Here is an 18355-nt window from a genome sequence, read left to right as displayed (position 1 = left end):
AAACATAATTTCTGAGTTAGTCATCCGGAGGTGTTTTTGCAGATGTTAGTTACTTTATCGATTCGCAATCTGGCTGTGGTGGAAGAAGTTGACGTCGTATTCCATCCGGGGTTCCATGTACTTTCAGGGGAAACGGGTGCGGGGAAGTCGATTATTATAGATGCACTTGGCTTAATTGCCGGTGGGCGCAGTTCAGCGGATCTGATCCGGTATGGATGTGAGAAGGCAGAGATGGAAGCCCTGTTCGAGATGGAGCAGAGTCATCCGGTATGGCAGACGTTAGAGAAGCTGGGTATCCATTGTGAGCCGGAAGAGCATTTGGTCATTCGGCGTGAGCTGAATACACAGGGAAAAAGTACTTCCCGCATTAACGGGCAATTGGTCAATCTGACGATGCTGAGAGAAGTTGGCGAGAAGCTGATTAATATCCATGGGCAACATGAACATCAAAGTTTGCTGCGCGCTGAGAGCCATCTGGGGCTTCTAGACACCTATGGCTCGGAAGTCATCGGACCGATCAAAGCGAAGTATCAGGAGCGCTACAGCAAGTTTATCACGGCGGAAAAAGAACTGCGTGCGCTTCAGGAGTCCAGTCAGCGTGCATATCAGCTCTTAGACATGTATCGCTTTCAACTTGAAGAAATCGCAGCCGCAAGCCTTACACGAGGTGAGGATGAATTACTCGGGGAAGAACGGGTCAAACTATCCCATAGTGAGAAAATGATGGACAGTGTTGCTGGTGCATATGACCTGCTCAGTGGTCAACGCGGGCTTGAAGCTGTGAGCATTGCTCTTTCTAGAATTGAAGACATATCTGGCTACGATAGCAAAGGTCTGCAACCGATTGTAGAGCAGTTGCAATCGGCATTTTATCAATTGGAAGATGCGACATTCCAGTTAAGGGATTACCGGGAGAAGATCGAATTTAATCCGGCAAGGCTGGAAGAAGTGGAGCAAAGGCTGAACCTGATTTCTGGCCTCAGACGGAAATACGGGGACAGTGTTGAACTCATTCTGAGTTATTATGATCAGATTAGCCATGAAACCGACCAGCTGGAGAACAAGGACGAACGGCTTGAGAAATTGCGAGCTGAACGTGACAAAATGCTTAACCTTGTGATGGAGTCTGCTGAAGAACTCAGCAAGGTTCGCAAACAATGTGCCGAGGAGCTGGCTGCTCAGGTGGAGAGTGAGCTCAAGGATCTGCAGATGGAGAGAACTACACTGCGTGTTCAGATCACTCCATTTGAAGATCCAAAGGGCATTGAATGGAATGGACGCCGTATTCGTCTGAATCGTCAAGGTGCGGACAACGCAGAATTCCTGATCTCACCGAACCCTGGTGAGCCACTGCGACCATTGGGCAAGATTGCTTCGGGTGGTGAGTTGTCGAGAATGATGCTGGCGATGAAGAGTATCTTCGCACGACATGACCGGATACCTGTGTTGATTTTTGATGAAGTCGATACAGGCGTTAGCGGTAGAGCAGCACAATCCATTGCGGAAAAACTGTTCCGCTTGTCTTCGACTTGTCAGGTTTTCTCAATAACTCACTTGCCACAAGTGGCTTGTATGGCAGATCATCAGTACCTCATCGAGAAACATGTCTACGATGGACGGACGATGACACAGGTGGAATCGCTGTCAGACGAAGGCAGAGTGAAGGAATTGGCACGTATGCTCGGCGGCGTGGAAATTACAGAAAAAACGCTGCATCACGCACAGGAAATGCTGAATTTGGCGGAAGCCAAAAAAGGGTGAAACGAACGGCTGGCGTAATGTTTGACAGTAATAAAAGCCTGGGGGCGAGGTTATCTTATAGGTACGCAATTGGCGACCACCTTTCGTCAAGCGAAAGAAGCAAAGGGAGTGTGACAGCCATTGAATTCCCCCCTCAGGAAGAAATTGCTAGGTCTTTTATTTGCCTTCTTTCTTTGTGTGATTAGCCAGGCTGTTCAGCCTGTGCAAAGTTATGCTTCACTGCCCGATGAATTGCAGGTGTTTGCTGGCAGGCAAGCTGATGTTAGGCTCGCTGTACCCGCTGCTTCAAGCGCCGTTGTAGATCGTCCTGATATCGTTGGTTTGGATGATCAGGCTGCGATGCATGTTACCAGGCAACAACCTTTGCATCTTCACCCCCAACAAACGGGACATGCCAAATTAACGTTAAAGTTGTGGGGTAAAATTCCGGTCAAAACAGTGCATGTGAATGTGATTCCGGATTTGCGTGTTGTACCCGGGGGTCAAACCATTGGCGTCAAGGTTAAATCGGCGGGCATTCTGGTGGTCGGACATCATCTGGTCCGTTCCGGTCAGGATGAGCGTGTATCGCCCGGAGAAACAGCGGGCATCAAGCTTGGGGATCTCATCACGCATATGGATGGTAAACGTCTGGATGGCGTGTCAGGCGTCTCCGAGGCCGTTGAACTTGCAGGCAAAAGTAAAAAAGGCATCGATGTTGTATTAAAGCGTGGTAAGGAAACGGTTAAGACACGATTGACTCCGGCATACGACTCTGAGGATCAAGCGTGGAGGCTGGGCTTGTACATTCGTGATTCTGCAGCCGGTGTTGGTACACTTACCTTCTATGCTCCCGATCAGGGCGTATATGGCGCACTGGGCCATGTCATTACAGATATGAACACACAGACATCTATTGTTGTGGGTAGTGGTCAGATTGTTCAGTCCAATGTAACGTCAATTTCGAAGAGTGAGACCGGTGATCCGGGTGAAAAACGTGCTCATTTCCTTAAGGAAAGCAAAATTTTGGGCAATATTGAACGTAATACGGCTTTTGGCATCTTTGGTAAAATGTCCGGAAATCCTGAGCACAGTCTGTATTCGAAAGGCATTCCCGTCGCTTTCTCTCATGAAGTGAAAGAAGGTCCGGCCGAAATACTTACCGTGGTTGACGGTCAACAAGTTGAACGCTTCTCCATTGACATTGTTCATGTAGCAGATCAATCCGAGCCAGCGACGAAAGGTCTGGTACTTCGAATTACGGACCCGAAATTGCTGGATAAGACCGGAGGCATTGTTCAAGGCATGAGCGGTAGCCCTATTGTGCAAAACGGTAAATTGATTGGTGCAGTTACTCACGTATTTGTCAATGATCCGAAATCGGGTTACGGTTGCTTCATTGAATGGATGTTACAAGATGCTGGCGTTATGATGAAAAAGGAAAACGATAAGAACCTCAAGGCTGGATAAACAGCCCTGAGGTTCTTTTTTGTCGAAAGGAAACATAATATATCGGATAATGAAATAAATTATTTATTATATAGGATCAAGAAAAAAAAATAAAGAAAAATAATTTTCGACAGGAGGAATTTAACTTGCTGTGTCGAAAATTTAACCTGTAAGGAAATGTACGAAACGATGTTTAATTTAAAGGAGGATACCGTTTTGCAAAAAATTGAGGTATTGCTGGCCGATGATAATCGTGAATTTACGAATTTGCTTGCCGAATATATATCTGAGCAGGAAGATATGGAAGTAACCGGTATTGCATACAATGGAGAAGAAGTACTGCAATTGCTGGAGCAAACTCGGGATGTGCCGGATGTATTGATTCTGGATATTATCATGCCTCATCTGGATGGACTGGGTGTGCTTGAGCGCTTGCGCAACCTGAACCTGTCTCCACAGCCTAAAGTCATTATGCTTACGGCATTCGGACAAGAGAATATCACACAGCGTGCCGTGCAACTCGGAGCTTCCTATTACATTCTTAAGCCGTTTGACATGGAAGTGCTCGCGAATCGTGTGCGTCAACTCGTGGGAACCCAGACGGCGATGTCCACAAGCAGCGGTTCATCCATGTTCATGAAATCCAATGTCGTACCAATGGGCAAACACAAAAATCTGGATGCCAGTATTACGTCCATCATACATGAAATCGGTGTTCCTGCGCATATTAAGGGATATCAGTATTTGCGCGAAGCGATTACGATGGTGTATAACAATATCGAAATTTTGGGAGCCATCACCAAAACACTGTATCCGGCGATTGCCGAAAAATTCAAAACCACGCCATCCCGCGTCGAACGAGCGATCCGTCATGCGATTGAAGTGGCTTGGACTCGCGGTAACATCGACAGCATCAGCCACTTGTTTGGTTATACAATTAACATCAGCAAGTCGAAGCCGACGAACTCTGAGTTCATCGCGATGGTTGCTGACAAGCTGAGAATTGAGCATAAGGTAAGCTGAAAGGGTCAGGAGTAGTGATTGGGCAAGAAATTTTGGATTCAGATTAGATTCTAACCAAATGAATTTTGGCGGTCAATATTTGAATTCCTTCATTTCATGCCTCTAAACTTCTATCATATATGTCAACGAATACCGTCAATTATTGGATTTAAAATATCCAATAATTGACGGTATTTTTGCATGATTGTTTCTGAATTTTGAGATCAAGCATTAAAGTAAGCTCCCTATAGAAAAATTCAGATAAAGGAAATAATTTATAAACTTTTACCTTCAGTTAACGCTTTTTCTAGTAGAAAGTGGTACGATGTGACCATTGACAAAGACCTACATATAATTTGGAAGTACGGATTAGATGCTACGAACAGAGGAGTAGAATAGTATGTTTACGCAAATAGGCGAGATTGCTGAACCAATTCCTGTAGTGCGATCTGATACAAAATGCGATATCGTTTATCATCTTTTCAAGTCCAATCCTCATCTCGAAGGTATAGCTGTTATGGGGGAGAAGGGTGTGTCGTTAATGATGCGACCCCGATTCTTTCAGCAGATTGGCACACAGTATGGATATAATCTGTATATGGGACGTCCTGTAGAACTGGTGATGAATACGCAGGCACTGGTGGTGGATTATTCGGAACAGATTACAGCTGTCAGTGTTCTCGCCATGGATCGAGATGAAGGGGAAATATATGACCTTGTGCTGGTCACATCGGGGGACAGTTTCTTTGGAGCTGTGAGTATTCGTCGTTTGCTGCTTGCTGTTGCTGATGTACGTGCCGAAATGGCGATTTTTATGAACCCGCTAACGGGCCTTCCCGGGAACCATATTATAGATGAAAGGCTGTCTCAGGCTCTTCAGTTGGACCATTTTAGCGTACTGTACGTCGATCTTGATCAGTTTAAATCCTACAATGATAGCTACGGTTTCAAAATGGGAGATCAGCTTATTCAGGCGACAGCTAACTTGCTTCGCAAGCTTTTTGTTTTCCCTGAAGCTTTTCTTGGACATATCGGTGGTGATGATTTTATTGCGATTCTGAATCACCATGATTACAAGCATATAAGTGAGGAAGTCATTTCAGGCTTTGAGGAGATGAAGAAGACGTTCTACAACGAACGTGATTGGCTTCATCAATATGTTCTGGGGGAGGGACGCTCCGGGCTGAATCGGCCCATTCCTCTCGTGTCTGTTTCCATCGCGGTTGTAACCAACAGCAAGCAAAATTATGAAAACATCGATCAAATTATCGATGAGGCCACACGCATCAAAAAAGGTTGTAAAGCGATTGCTGGCAGCATCATCTGTGCCAATGATACCGTCAGTAATCCATGCTAATAAGAAATATCCAATATAAATTGAAATAAACATTTATGTGAGAACGAAGAGGACAGAAAGAACCTGAAGAAGTGAATCTAAAAGCCTTTTGTATGAAAGCTTCTTCGGAAGCCTAGGCTTCGCATGAACCCATACGTTAAAATGCAGAAAAACCGCTACGTATCAGGAGTAAGTCACCTGTCCTAGCGGTTTTCTATCATTTGATGCGTGCGGGGCGAAGGCAGTGTTTTGAAAAGAAAACACTTCAACCCCAATATGTATACATATAAGCATGTTTGATCAGAGCGTACTCAGACTCGAATATCGACGGATGGATATGAAGCAGCAGGAGATGCAGAAGCCGGAGTTTGCGGGCCGTTTCCGGATTCCTGATCTGTGGTTCCACCATCGGATGGCTTCTCCTTACTTCCCGTTTTCTTTACCTCATTTACTTCCTGATCTTCTTTCCCAGAGGCTGCAGAGTTAGGAGGTAGTACCTTTTCTTTAGGTGCGGGCTGATGGATCTCTTCCACTAGTTCTCCAATCTTCTGGTTGACCTTGTTCAACTGCGCATTAATGTCCTGGACGACCTCTCGCTTTGCCTGAAAGACGGTGCGCTCTGCATTTTCCAGCATCATTGATTTGCCGAGATCGAGTTCATTTCCGGGAGGATTGATTTCCAGAACAAGTCGGTCGAAGCGGGTTTCTCCTTCGGTGGTCTGAATGGAGCCCTGCATGCGATCCCGCAAACCGACCAGCTTACCCAATTGATCATAAGTCTGACTATGTTTAATGAGATGATCCAGTGAAGGGGCTTGAGTCTCGTCACTTGGTTTGGGTTGTTGCTGTTGAGCCTTTTCAGGCTGTCTTAATTTGTTCTTTTCCTGCAATTCCTCAGATTTAATTTGCGCAATCTGACTGTCAATCTGGGATATGGAGCTTGTTAAGGATTTAATTCGCTGAGCTTTAGTTTTGGTATCCAACTCGTCATTGGATTTTACCCCTTGCATTTCTTCATTAAGTCGAATCTTCTGCTGCATAAGTCCCTGGATTTCTTTATCCCGATTGGAGACTTGATTCCCGGGAGTAAAACTGCTTTTGGTTGCAGATGAGATTGAATTCATATCCTCTGTTCTCCTTCTACGCTTTATCATGGTTCTATTTACATATATCGGATGTTAAGAGAAGGATTTGAATAGCTTTTATTTCATCTAAAAGGATTCATTTAAGTCGCTTGTATTGCGTACTTCATCCTAAAAATTGATAATGGTTATCAATAAGTGAGTAGATAGAAGTTTAGACACAATCTATGTAGACGGAGATGGGTTAGCAAAATGTGGAATGATTATTATATACTCTGGAGCTATGCTGCGGTGAGTATAACAGATATCCGATACATGGAACTCGAGGCATACGAGATGAAATACAAATTTCCGACAAGTACTTTTGTCCTCACCTTTCAAGGTGAGGCCGGAGTGATGATAGACAACCAAACGTATGAAGTGAGCCGCTTTTATGTTCTTCATGGGGGAAAAGGGAGTAAGTTGGTAATTCAAGCCGGCGAAGCCGGATTACGCTTATATTACTTGATGTACAAAGCGAACCTGCCTAGTGGAGGGAGAAACGATCTTGGAAGGTTAATAAAAGAGATCTTAATGAAGGATCAACTGGTTGAAGTTTCATCGGAAGCGATTCCTGAATTTGCCGGAGACTACATCATTCTAACAGCAGATAATCTGACCCTGGAAGAGTTGAAATCCAAACCGGTCTGGAGCTCACTGGATGCGGTTAAGAATGATCGAGTGTTTATCTGGAGCCCGGATCGTTCCTGGTACTTTGACCCGATTGCAACATTGGATCAGACCGAGGAATTGGCCGCGTGGTTTACGAAGATCTCTGAACAAAAATAAGCATAGTGTGTGCTTGATAAGATGAAATCCAGTTCCAGTCTAAATTACAGTTGATAATGAAAATTATTATCATTTATAATAAAGAGATATTAGTGAACCTCTGCTATTCATATGTAAAAGGATGTGTGGCAGAATGATGACCTTGTAAGGTCTTTGTACCGGGTGAGACTGGGATTGGAGAGTATTCGATGCAATTAGACGAACAGATGAAATACTGGAATCTTGCCGCTGTTAAGGTTCTGGATATACGCCGGATCGTTATGGAGGCAGGGGAACAACTGAGTTCCTATATACTTCCGGCAAATGGTTTTATATATACGATACGTGGATCGGCTGTGCTTCAGTTGGATGGACAAACATATAAGGCAGAGCGATTTCACATGCTTCATGGGGCAAAAGGATCTTCACTGGATATCCAAACCCACGAAGATTTTGAATATATTCTGCTCTATTACAGAGCATTCCTGGCCTTTCCTAGCTATCGCAAAAAGTGGTTATTGGCACAGCCTGAGGTTGCACCGTTCTCTTTGCAATATGGTTTTACGCCAAGTAGTCCTCTTGGGTTGTTACGGTACCTTGATGAGCTTGAAGGTGCATGGGCACAGTCCGGCAGTTTGGATCTGCTTCATACGAAAAGTTTATTTTATCAATTCATTCATGAAATGATGGTTCAGCTGGCAGAGCAGGAGATCAAAACAGAGCTTGCTGATCCGGTGAAACAAACGCTCCGTTACATACAGAACCATTATAGAGAACAGGTCACCCTTGATTTCTTGGCTGAACAATTCAACTATAGCTCCCGGCATTTATCCATGCAATTCAAACGACAGACAGGTTACAGTCCGATTGATTATTTAATTCAGACCCGAATCGCCAAGGCTCGAAATCTCCTTTTGCGATCGGATGCAACGCTGAGTGAAATTGCAGCAGAAGTGGGTTATTCGGATGTGTATTATTTTAGTCGTATCTTCAAAAAACATGTGGGAATCTCTCCGATTCTATACCAACGAAAGATGAGAGAAGAGGCGCGAAGAGAGGATCGTCCATTGCAAATCTCTGAATCGTCCATTGGCCGGAGGTGGAAGTCGGGATATATTGATTATGAGAATCATTATCAATATATAGACGGAGGGTCTACATCAATGAAAAGAAGAAAAACAAGTTCCAGTATGATCATGGTTGCATTATTAAGCATAACGATGCTCCTTGCAGCCTGTTCTTCAGGTACAGCACAAACACCAGCAGCTGGCGAAGGAACAGGTGCCAGTTCCAATAACAGCAGTACGGCAGTGTCATCAGACACCGGAAGCCAGACGAACAAAGACAATGAAACACGCACAGTCTCAACGGTTAAGGGTGATGTGGTTGTTCCAGCCAATCCCAAACGGGTTGTTGTCTTGTATCTCCAGGGGGATGTCGTCGCACTTGGAGTTAAGCCAATCGCTACCTCAGATGTATATGACGGGGCTGCATACAAGAGTGAGCTAGAAGGTGTAAATGCACTGGGTACCTGGTTCGAACCGAATCCTGAAGCTGTCATTGATCTTGATCCGGATCTGATCATTGTTCCTTCAGAAGAGACGTATACGTTATTAAAAGATATTGCACCTACGGTATATATTCCGTATGAGAAATTGTCTACAGAAGAAAGACTCCATAGTATAGCGAGCATTTTTGGCAAAGAGCAGGAAGCGGAGACGTTAATCACTAATCTCAACACCAAAGTTGAAGAGAGTAAGAAGACTCTTGCAGATGCAGGCATACTTGACAAAACAATCTCCATAGTGGAGGGCGGCTTGAAAGGTATGGTCATTGTAGAGAGCAAGCAATTTGGCCGGGGATCTCAGGCGGTATATGAGTACTTGGGGATGAAAGCACCTGAAGTTGTACAGAAAAAAATTGATGTGGTTTCGGACGCGGCCGGCTCCAACATCTCCATGGAAGTACTTCCTGAATATATCGGGGATTATGTATTTCGCTCGGTGTATGAAGGAGCAGATAACTTGACGGATAATCCAATATGGAGCAGCATCCCTGCGATCAAAGAAGGTCGTCTGATTGAGATTGATTTCGATTTCTTCTATTATTCGGATATTTATTCAATCAATAAACAACTTGATTTTGTCGTGGAAAAGCTGTTGGTGGCTCCAAGAGCACAATAGTCAAGAGCGAACTTGTTGATAGAAGTTTTGTACAAGAAATGTTTGTTTTTTAGCCATTGTAATTTGATAAGATTACCATTAAACTAGGATTTAAGTGATAATGAGAATCGATATCAAATACTCGATGTTCTGGATCGAATTAACGGAGGTATTTTTAATATGAATCAGCAGTTGGAACTTTATGATGTAACCATTATCGGCGGTGGCCCAGCGGGCATGTACTCTGCCTTTTATAGCGGCATGCGGGATATGAAGACCAAGTTGATTGAGGCACGTGACAGATTGGGCGGTCGCATGCTCTTTTATCCGGAGAAAATGATCTGGGATGTTGGAGGTGTGACGCCAATTCTATGTGAAGATCTGATCAAACAATTGGAAGAACAGGCACGAACTTTCGAGCCAACGCTTGTATTTGAACAACAGATCGAAGGATTCGAACGTCAACCTGATGGCACGATTCTTTTAACTTCAGCAACAGGTGAACAACACTGGACACGTACTGTCATTTTGGCAATCGGGTACGGTATATATAAAATGGCCAAGTTGGAGCTTGAGGGTGCAGACCGTTATGAGGTTAGCAATCTGCACTATACGGTGCAGGAACTGGAGCCATTCCGTGGTAAACGCGTCCTGATCTCAGGTGGTGGCGACTCTGCTGTAGACTGGGCAAATGAACTGGAAGCACTGGCAGAGCAAGTTACCGTTGTGCATCGTCGTGACCGCTTTGGCGGGCTGGAGCGTAATGTACTGCGTATGAGAGAATCCTCTGTAGATGTCCGGACACCTTATGCGGTAGAGACACTGCATAGTTTGAGTGGTGATGTGATTGAGCAAGTGACCATTTCACACGTGGACACAGGCGAAACTGAACTGCTTGAAGTGGATGCTGTCATTGTAAACCATGGCATGAAGAGTGATTTTGGTCCAATCCGGGATTGGGGACTTGATCTTGGAGAATGGCATGTTACTACGACAGAGAGATTGCAAACGAATATTCCTGGCGTTTTCGCCGCAGGCGATTTTGTAGATTATGGTAGCAAACTGTACCTGATTGCGGGTACTTTCACGGATGCAGCCCTCGCGGTAAACAGTGCGAAGTTATACATGGACCCTGAAGCGGAGAAAGTGGCTTATGTTTCTTCCCATAACAGCCGCTTTAAGGAGAAAAATAAAGCTCTTGGTGTTGTAGAAGAATAAAGTCTGCGTTTGGATACGATTAAGATGACTTTGGGTTCATTCCAAAGTCATCTTTTTTGCATAAAATGGGTAATAAGAAGGCATAATTTCATCAGACACAACGGCTATCGAATTGAATATACACTACCAAATGTCTATAATAAGCCTGAGAAACTGTAGAATGACAACTATATATAAAAATAGATGAGAGTGGAGTGCAGCGTATGAAGAAGGGTTCACAACCACAACGAGGTTTCACCTTCATCCAGCGGTGGTTCAAACGACCTGATAAGAAAAAGATCAAATGGTCCGAAATGTATCTCGCACTTGCCGGTGCACTTCATCGCTTGTTTGTTGAAGGGCGGCGTGAACGTTCAGCAGCCAAACGGTTACATCAGGATTTACCCATCAACGCTTTGGGGGAGATGAAGCTGGAGCCAGGGGATATCGTGTACACACCAAGCTCGGAATCCACCTATTACGCCGGGCATATGGGCATTATCGGACTCGATGGGAAAGTGTATCATGTGCACCCTTATGGGCCTGTATTTGCGGACTCATTGGATTGGTACCTTACACGTTTCTATGAAGGAGATCGCTTCATTGTATTCCGTTCCAGACTGAATGAGGCAGGCATGAAGGCAGCCGGGTGGGTACAGGATCATTACAAACAGGTCAAATTTTACCGTTTACAGACCAATCTGCGCAGTATTGAGCGCAATTACTGCTCCAAGTTTATATACCAGGCCTATCAGTTCACATCCGGACTGGACCTGTGGAGCCGCAAATTTACCCGAATGAATCAGGGATATATTTATCCTTTTCGAATTGAGCGCTCACCAGAGCTGGACGTTCTGGGAACTTTTTATAAATAAGGTTGGAACCGACTAAAATGCTGTTCTTCCGAAAGTAAGAAAGCAGGTTATGTCGGTTTTTTTTATATGTGTAGAGATTAAAAACAGGAAAAACGCTCAAAACGTCGAATAGATTATGAGATAGGCATGCACAACTTGGAATCGTATACATAAAAAAAGGCGCGATGATTTTTAGCCCAGAGCAAAAAAACGACTACAAAAGTAGGCGAACAAGAAAGAGTGAAGCGAGATGAAATGGCCGGGCTTCTTACGCCGATTCCGACTGAACAAAAACGTAGTGAAGCTATCGGACTACACCCCAAAAAAGGAAAGGAGGCACTACTGTTCCATATGTAAGAAAAAGGTTAAATCGGTCGTGCATTATGCAGCTCCACAGGGAAATGTTTCAGGTGTATGCAGTTCCTGTAAGACTTTGGCGGATGAACGAGGAATGTTCCCCATTTAATAAGAAGAGATGCGCTCAGGAAATAACAATTCTTTGATTTATGCGCGTTTTTGTAGTACATTAGCAAATGTATTCGAAGGAGGATTCTAATGTACTCAGGTAGACAAGACGATACTTTATACATCATGACCTACACCTTAAACAGCGGTATCAAGGGTACGGTTCCACTGTCTAATAAGCAGATTATTGAGTGGCTGGATTGCTACAGAAATGAGAAGCGCTTCGTGACCGAAATCGGCAAGGAGTTTTTTGGATTGAATGCAGGATTGGTAGCAGACTTTAAGGTTCAGAATCATTTATCGGATTATCAGCAGACCATTATGCCTACGCAGCAGCAGGATAACCTGGAACGCTTGTCCAGTGCTTATAAATCAACCGAGTTATTAATGAAGATTGATTGTAAATGCGGCACGGCTTACGTGACGGAATCTCCATATAAGCGCACGAAATGGTACTGCACGAAGTGTAAAGAGATTGTATTTTTGGATGCAAAAAAAGGAATGGTGGAAACGTCACGTGGTGACGCTTACTACATGACCAACAAATATTTTGTTTCCCGGGACTAGCGGGAAGTGATTCTGTAAGCATCGCTGCAAAGCGGTGCTTTTTTGTGCAATGGTTCGCTGCCACAAACAAAAAAAGCCCAAAAGGGCTTTTTGGAGGATCTCAGAGATCTCTTAGAAATCTTAAAAATTATGATGAGCATTCAACTTTGTGAGGAGGAATGAAGCAGCAACGACAGCGTGGCTCGTAAGCTTCTGAATCGCCAATCATGACAACCGGACCCAAGGTAACAGGTTCCCCATTGACGATACGTTGCGTAAAGGCAGCATCCGGGCTACCGCATACGGCACAGAAAGCCGAGAGTTTCTCAATGTCATCTGCCATGGCGAGCAAACCGCCGACATATCCGAATTCCTTACCACGGTAATCCATATTAAGACCATCCACAATGACATGTTTGCCACAGTACGCTAGCTCCGAGACGAGTTCCATAATGGCACTGCTGAAAAATTGTACTTCATCAAATGCAACAACATCAGCATCTATGGTTTGGTTCAGGATCATTTCTACGGATTCCGGGGTTAATTGCCGGGGAATGGAATGGGCAGGGAGTCGATAACCAATTCGGCTTACGATCTCGTCCTGGGCAAACCGATCATCCTCGGCTGGTTTGTAGGCCACAACCTTTTTACGGCCAAATTGTATTAATTTCTGACAACGGCGAATGAGTTCACCGGATTTTTCACTGAACATGGGTCCAGTAATTACGGTAATACGTCCTGTTTGCACGGTGCTGCTACTCCTCTCACATACGGGATTCAACAAAAAAAGCGACCATTACAGAGTACCACAAAATCTTTGGAAAGAGCCAGAACTAATCTGTGCAGCTTTGTGTTACTATATGGATTGTTAAGCTATTGGTTCCGGCAGCTGTTAATAGGAGTTATGGAAAAGAGGTGTTTACGATGAGTGAAGCATTAACATCATTTCAAGCGCAATATGAAAGCCTGAAAGAACAGGGATCTCTAGATGAAGCGGCGCAGGCCTTATTTGCAGAACTGTTCGCAGAAGCGGAGCGACTGCAGGCAAGTAACCTGACGTTGCGCAGAACGATCTTGAAGTCTTCTTCCAAAGAATCACGTATGTCTACCAAACTGCGGGATGCCTTATACGAATGACCCGGAGATTACTCCGGGTCCTCTTCTGTCTTTAATTTGCGAGGGAATAGAATACCTGCTGTAATTCTGGCAATCATGGCAAAGGTGAGGCCAATGCCTGCAAACATGTAGATCACGGTAAAGGCTTTGCTGAATCCGGTGGATGGCACAAAATCAGGATGTCCCACCGTAGTCAAAGTAACCGCACAGAAGTATAACGCATCAATCCAGTGCAGACCTTCAACACGAGTGTAAAACAAAGTGCCTGACAGCAGTGTTGCTGCCGTTAACGCGAACAGAGCCAGAAACTTGGGGTCTTTAAACGCATGGAAAATGCCCTTGAGCAGTCTTTGTAACGTGATTAGAAATGAAACCATGATGATCCATCCTGTCTATGTAAAGTTGTCGGTACGTGTTGTATAGACACACAAAAAGCCCGGACTCATGGAGTCCTTCCGGGCGTCTCTGCTTTTTCGGGTACACTTTTGGACCGGAAACGGGGACCTACATAATTACGCTTGCGGTCACGGAACAGGATCCAGCCTCCCAGGAAACTCATACCTGCCGCAAAAAGGACAAGTCCACCGGCAAAGGAAAGCCACTGGAAACCTGGTGAGATCAGTTCGTTCCCGTGCTCGGCATAATATAGGAACAGGGCATCTTTCATCATCAGAAAACCCTTCATTGCCATTAAACCGGGAATGACCAGAACAACAATCGCCAGAAATCGCGCAAAGACTAATCTTGTATTCATGAGCATTATACCCTTTCTGCCAAAGTCGACATTAAATAAAGGTTACGCTTACAGATCATACCTTATTCCATCATAGCTTGGAATGCATAGGCTGTCCATGTATGATCGCTTCAAATTTTGAGTTGACCGCTCAAGGAGAGTACAATGGCATATAGAGGGTATAAGCCAAACCATGATTCAAGCCATCATTATTTTAATAAATGATATTGAAATTTGATTCATAGAGGAGAGCATGAGAGATGCCAATTACATGTGATGTTGCAATACTTGGAGGAGGGACCGGTGGATATGTAGCCGCGATCCGGGCTGCACAGCTGGGGAAACAGGTCGTTATTATTGAGAAGGACAAGCTTGGGGGAACCTGTCTGCATCGTGGCTGTATTCCGAGTAAGGCTTTGCTGAAAAGCGCGGAAGTGTACGCCGAGATTCAGGAGAGCGAAACGTATGGTATCGAGACAGCTGGAGCCACCCTTGTATTTCCCAAAGTGCAGGCGCGCAAGGATGCGATTGTGGAGCAGCTTCATCAGGGCGTTCAATATTTGATGAAAAAAAATAAAATTCAGGTCGTACACGCGAACGGTCGCGTTATTGGACCATCCATCTTCTCCCCGCAGAGCGGAGCGGTTGCTGTAGAGTTCGAAGATGGCGAGATGGATACGGTTGTACCAACCAATCTCATCATTGCTACCGGTTCACGTCCACGCGTCCTACCGGGCCTGGAACCGGACGGTAAGTTTATTATGAGCAGTGACGAAGCACTGCGTATGGATGAGCTTCCTGCATCACTCATCATTGTTGGTGGGGGTGTGATTGGACTGGAGTGGGCATCCATGCTGAATGACTTTGGCGTTGATATCACTGTGGTTGAAGCAGCAGCTCATGTGTTGCCTGCCGAGGATGAAGATGTTGCCAGAGAAATGCAGCGATTGCTTGGCAAACGGGGTGTTCGTTTCCTAACGGGTGCCAAGGTTCTAACAGAAACATATAGCACGGATCAAGAGGGCATCCAGATTGATGTGCAGCTTGGTGACGATAAGCAGGAAACGCTGAGAGCGGAGAAAATGCTCGTATCGGTTGGACGTCAAGCCAATGTCGAAAATATCGGACTGGAAAATACAGATATCAAACTGGAACGTGGCTTCATCGCTGTGAACCAACAGTTACAAACCGGTGAAGGTCACATCTACGCCATTGGAGACTGCATCGGCGGTCTACAGCTTGCACATGCCGCAAGTCATGAAGGCATTCTCGCTGTCAATCATCTGGCGGGGGAAACGGTACATGCTGTGGAATCCCATCGTATTCCGCGCTGTGTGTACACACGTCCGGAAGCAGCTAGCATCGGATTCACCGAGCGTGAAGCCAAAGAACGTGGGTATGAACTCAAAACAGGCAAGTTCCCATTTTCGGCCATTGGCAAATCGCTCATTCACGGAAGTCGGGATGGATTCGTGAAGGTGATCGCAGATGCCAAGACGAATGATATATTGGGGGTACATATGATTGGCACCCATGTGACGGAATTGATCGCAGAGGCTTCTCTGGCTCAGATGCTGGATGCCACACCTTGGGAAGTCGGACAAACCATTCATCCACACCCTTCTCTGTCGGAAATCATGGGTGAAGCCATGCTCGCGGTCGATGGAAAGGCCATTGGAATGTAAGCCAAACAGGCTTATGAGAAAGGTCCTTTCCTTTTTTGGGTAAAAGGGATTATAATAAGGTTAAGCCAAGTCTTAGTACCAGGTTATAAGATCGGGTAGTAAGGTTTGCGCAGGCTCTGATTAAAAGGAGGTACCTCATATGAGTTCACAAGGTACTGCAGACGCGGTCCACCGGCATCAACAGCTGGGACTTAGCGATGGTGAAGTATTGGATATGTACAAATACATGCTGCTCGCACGCAAGTTTGACGAGCGTTGCTTGCTCTTGCAACGGGCTGGCAAAATTAACTTTCACGTATCCGGTGTAGGACAGGAAGCTGCGCAAGTAGGCGCTGCTTTTGGTCTGGATCGGGATCACGATTATTATTTACCTTATTACCGCGATTATGGATTTGTATTGGCGGTAGGCATGACTCCGCGTGAGTTGATGCTGTCTGCTTTTGCAAAAGCGGAAGATCCGAATAGTGGCGGTCGGCAAATGCCGGGTCACTTCGGTCACAAAAAGCTGCGGATTGTGACGGGTTCCAGCCCGGTTACAACACAGGTTCCGCACGCTGTCGGATTTGCATTGGCTGCCAAAATGAAGAAGCAAGAATTTGTTTCTTTTGTTACATTTGGTGAAGGATCAAGCAACCAGGGCGACTTCCACGAGGGAGCCAACTTTGCAGGTGTACACAAGTTGCCTGTCATTATTATGTGTGAGAACAACCAGTATGCGATTTCGGTACCGATTCACAAGCAGCTTAGTGGTAAAATATCGGATCGTGCGCTCGGTTACGGTTTCCCCGGACTGCGGGTAGATGGTAACGATGCACTTGAAGTATACGCTGCTGTGAAGGAAGCACGTCAACGTGCCATAGCAGGCGAAGGACCTACACTGATTGAAGCGATGATGTATCGTCTATCTCCTCACTCCACTTCTGACAATGATCTGGCTTACCGGACCAAGGAAGAAGTTGAAGAGAACTGGAAGAAGGACGGCGTGCTTCGCATGAAGAACTATCTGATTGATTGCGGCATCTGGGACGAAGCCCGGGATGCGGATCTGGCTTCCCAGCTTGCGTTGGAAATGAAAGAAGCGACTGAATATGCAGACAACGCGCCATATCCGAAACCTGAGGACACTCTGACGCACGTTTATGCGGACAGCGAAGAAGGGGGACGGTAAGTATGGCAGTGATGGAATATATTGATGCAATCCGTCTCGCGATGAAAGAAGAGATGGAGCGAGATGAGAATGTCTTTATCCTTGGTGAAGACGTAGGGGTCAAAGGTGGCGTGTTCACCACGACCAAAGGGTTGCAGGATCAGTTTGGCGAAATGCGTGTCATGGATACACCTTTGTCCGAATCCGCTATCGCAGGTGTAGCTATTGGTGCAGCGATGTATGGCATGAAGCCGATTGCCGAAATGCAATATTCGGACTTCATGCTGCCGGCAACGAACCAGATCATTAGTGAAGCGGCGAAAATCCGCTATCGCTCCAACAATGACTGGAGTTGCCCGATCGTTATCCGCGCCCCAATTGGTGGTGGCATCTTCGGTGGGTTGTATCACTCCCAATGTCCGGAATCGATCTTCTTTGGTACACCGGGGCTAAAAATTATTGCTCCTTACTCGGCATACGATGCTAAAGGGCTGCTCAAGGCGGCCATTCGCGATCCGGACCCGGTACTCTTTTTTGAAAATAAAAAATGTTACAAGCTCATTAAGGAAGATGTGCCAGAAGATGATTACATCGTTCCGATTGGTAAAGCCAACGTACTTCGTGAAGGTGCGGATATTACGGTGATCGGCTACAGCCAGCCACTGCATTTTGTAATGCAGGCTGCTGAGGAGCTGGAACGTGAAGAAGGCATTACAGCACACGTGCTGGATCTGCGCACATTGCAACCGTTGGACCGTGAAGCGATTATTGCTTCCGCTCGTCTGACAGGCAAAGTGCTGATTGTACACGAAGATAACAAAACGGGTGGTGTAGGTGCCGAAGTTGCTGCGATTATTAGTGAGGAATGTCTGTTTGAACTGGATGCACCAATTCAGCGTCTCTGCGGACCTGACGTGCCGGCCATGCCAATTAGCCCAACATTGGAGAAATTCTACATGCTGAGCAAGGACAAAGCCAAAGCAGCAATGCGTACACTTGCCGAGTTTTAATTTCGTTATATGGATCGTTTAAAA

17 protein-coding genes are annotated in these 18355 nt (G+C 45.5%); 13 read left to right on the top strand and 4 right to left on the bottom strand.

What is annotated here, in order from left to right:
- Nucleotides 1–42 precede the first annotated feature (42 nt).
- From recN to MKX75_RS18945, 4 genes are all read left to right on the top strand, one after another.
- Complete coding sequence (recN, locus tag MKX75_RS18960; protein ID WP_062835260.1) at nt 43–1761, top strand: DNA repair protein RecN; 1719 nt, start codon at nt 43–45, stop codon at nt 1759–1761.
- Between the two features lie 120 nt (nt 1762–1881).
- Nucleotides 1882–3210 carry a SpoIVB peptidase gene (gene spoIVB, locus MKX75_RS18955; RefSeq protein ID WP_076333251.1) on the top strand — a complete coding sequence of 443 codons (1329 nt, stop codon included), beginning with the start codon at nt 1882–1884 and terminating at the stop codon, nt 3208–3210.
- A gap of 195 nt (nt 3211–3405) precedes the next feature.
- The gene (gene spo0A / locus MKX75_RS18950) at nt 3406–4212 is read left to right on the top strand and encodes a sporulation transcription factor Spo0A (protein WP_062835258.1); all 807 of its coding nucleotides are present in this window, start codon (nt 3406–3408) and stop codon (nt 4210–4212) included.
- Nucleotides 4213–4591: 379 nt separating this feature from the next.
- The gene (locus MKX75_RS18945; protein ID WP_339166404.1) at nt 4592–5548 is read left to right on the top strand and encodes a GGDEF domain-containing protein; all 957 of its coding nucleotides are present in this window, start codon (nt 4592–4594) and stop codon (nt 5546–5548) included.
- A gap of 290 nt (nt 5549–5838) precedes the next feature.
- On the opposite strand, the gene MKX75_RS18940 is transcribed toward MKX75_RS18945, so the two are convergent.
- Entirely contained in the window at nt 5839–6651 is an 813-nt protein-coding gene (locus tag MKX75_RS18940) for a FlxA-like family protein (RefSeq protein WP_076333250.1), read from the bottom strand.
- 294 nt (nt 6652–6945) lie between these two features.
- Between MKX75_RS18940 and MKX75_RS18935 the strand changes: the two genes are divergently transcribed.
- The 5 genes from MKX75_RS18935 (at nt 6946) to MKX75_RS18915 (ending at nt 12661) form a co-directional block, all read left to right on the top strand.
- Nucleotides 6946–7437 (top strand): ABC transporter substrate-binding protein, encoded by a 492-nt coding sequence (locus MKX75_RS18935; RefSeq protein ID WP_254847950.1) that lies wholly within the window; start codon nt 6946–6948, stop codon nt 7435–7437.
- A gap of 188 nt (nt 7438–7625) precedes the next feature.
- The gene (locus tag MKX75_RS18930; protein ID WP_076333248.1) at nt 7626–9599 is read left to right on the top strand and encodes an AraC family transcriptional regulator; all 1974 of its coding nucleotides are present in this window, start codon (nt 7626–7628) and stop codon (nt 9597–9599) included.
- 159 nt (nt 9600–9758) lie between these two features.
- Complete coding sequence (locus MKX75_RS18925; RefSeq protein WP_062835253.1) at nt 9759–10796, top strand: NAD(P)/FAD-dependent oxidoreductase; 1038 nt, start codon at nt 9759–9761, stop codon at nt 10794–10796.
- Between the two features lie 203 nt (nt 10797–10999).
- Nucleotides 11000–11650, top strand: coding sequence for a hypothetical protein (locus tag MKX75_RS18920; RefSeq protein ID WP_062835252.1), 651 nt, complete (start codon nt 11000–11002; stop codon nt 11648–11650).
- A 534-nt stretch (nt 11651–12184) separates the two neighbouring features.
- On the top strand, nt 12185–12661 hold the full coding sequence (locus MKX75_RS18915; RefSeq protein ID WP_017687614.1) for a hypothetical protein: 477 nt from the start codon (nt 12185–12187) through the stop codon (nt 12659–12661).
- A gap of 127 nt (nt 12662–12788) precedes the next feature.
- Here the strand turns inward: MKX75_RS18915 and MKX75_RS18910 are convergent, their stop codons facing one another.
- Complete coding sequence (locus MKX75_RS18910; RefSeq protein WP_062835251.1) at nt 12789–13388, bottom strand: thymidine kinase; 600 nt, start codon at nt 13386–13388, stop codon at nt 12789–12791.
- A 176-nt stretch (nt 13389–13564) separates the two neighbouring features.
- Here MKX75_RS18910 and MKX75_RS18905 point away from each other — a divergent pair, with 176 nt between their 5' ends.
- Nucleotides 13565–13777: a hypothetical protein gene (locus MKX75_RS18905; protein ID WP_339166402.1), complete on the top strand. Its 213-nt coding sequence runs from the start codon at nt 13565–13567 to the stop codon at nt 13775–13777.
- A gap of 8 nt (nt 13778–13785) precedes the next feature.
- Here MKX75_RS18905 and MKX75_RS18900 read toward each other — a convergent pair whose 3' ends face one another.
- Both MKX75_RS18900 and MKX75_RS18895 read right to left on the bottom strand, forming a co-directional pair.
- Nucleotides 13786–14133 carry a potassium channel family protein gene (locus MKX75_RS18900; protein WP_062835249.1) on the bottom strand — a complete coding sequence of 116 codons (348 nt, stop codon included), beginning with the start codon at nt 14131–14133 and terminating at the stop codon, nt 13786–13788.
- A 65-nt stretch (nt 14134–14198) separates the two neighbouring features.
- Complete coding sequence (locus tag MKX75_RS18895) at nt 14199–14516, bottom strand: DUF2627 domain-containing protein (protein ID WP_062835248.1); 318 nt, start codon at nt 14514–14516, stop codon at nt 14199–14201.
- A 233-nt stretch (nt 14517–14749) separates the two neighbouring features.
- Here MKX75_RS18895 and lpdA point away from each other — a divergent pair, with 233 nt between their 5' ends.
- From lpdA to MKX75_RS18880, 3 genes are all read left to right on the top strand, one after another.
- Nucleotides 14750–16174 (top strand): dihydrolipoyl dehydrogenase, encoded by a 1425-nt coding sequence (gene lpdA / locus MKX75_RS18890; protein ID WP_339166399.1) that lies wholly within the window; start codon nt 14750–14752, stop codon nt 16172–16174.
- A gap of 139 nt (nt 16175–16313) precedes the next feature.
- On the top strand, nt 16314–17342 hold the full coding sequence (locus MKX75_RS18885; RefSeq protein ID WP_339166397.1) for a thiamine pyrophosphate-dependent dehydrogenase E1 component subunit alpha: 1029 nt from the start codon (nt 16314–16316) through the stop codon (nt 17340–17342).
- Between the two features lie 2 nt (nt 17343–17344).
- Nucleotides 17345–18331 (top strand): alpha-ketoacid dehydrogenase subunit beta, encoded by a 987-nt coding sequence (locus tag MKX75_RS18880; RefSeq protein ID WP_062835245.1) that lies wholly within the window; start codon nt 17345–17347, stop codon nt 18329–18331.
- Nucleotides 18332–18355 lie beyond the last annotated feature (24 nt).

Source organism: Paenibacillus sp. FSL R5-0341, assembly GCF_037975235.1.
GTDB classification, from domain to species: domain Bacteria; phylum Bacillota; class Bacilli; order Paenibacillales; family Paenibacillaceae; genus Paenibacillus; species Paenibacillus amylolyticus_A.
The sequence above is the reverse complement of the archived record's forward strand: the minus strand, read 5'-3'. Positions and strand labels throughout refer to the sequence as shown.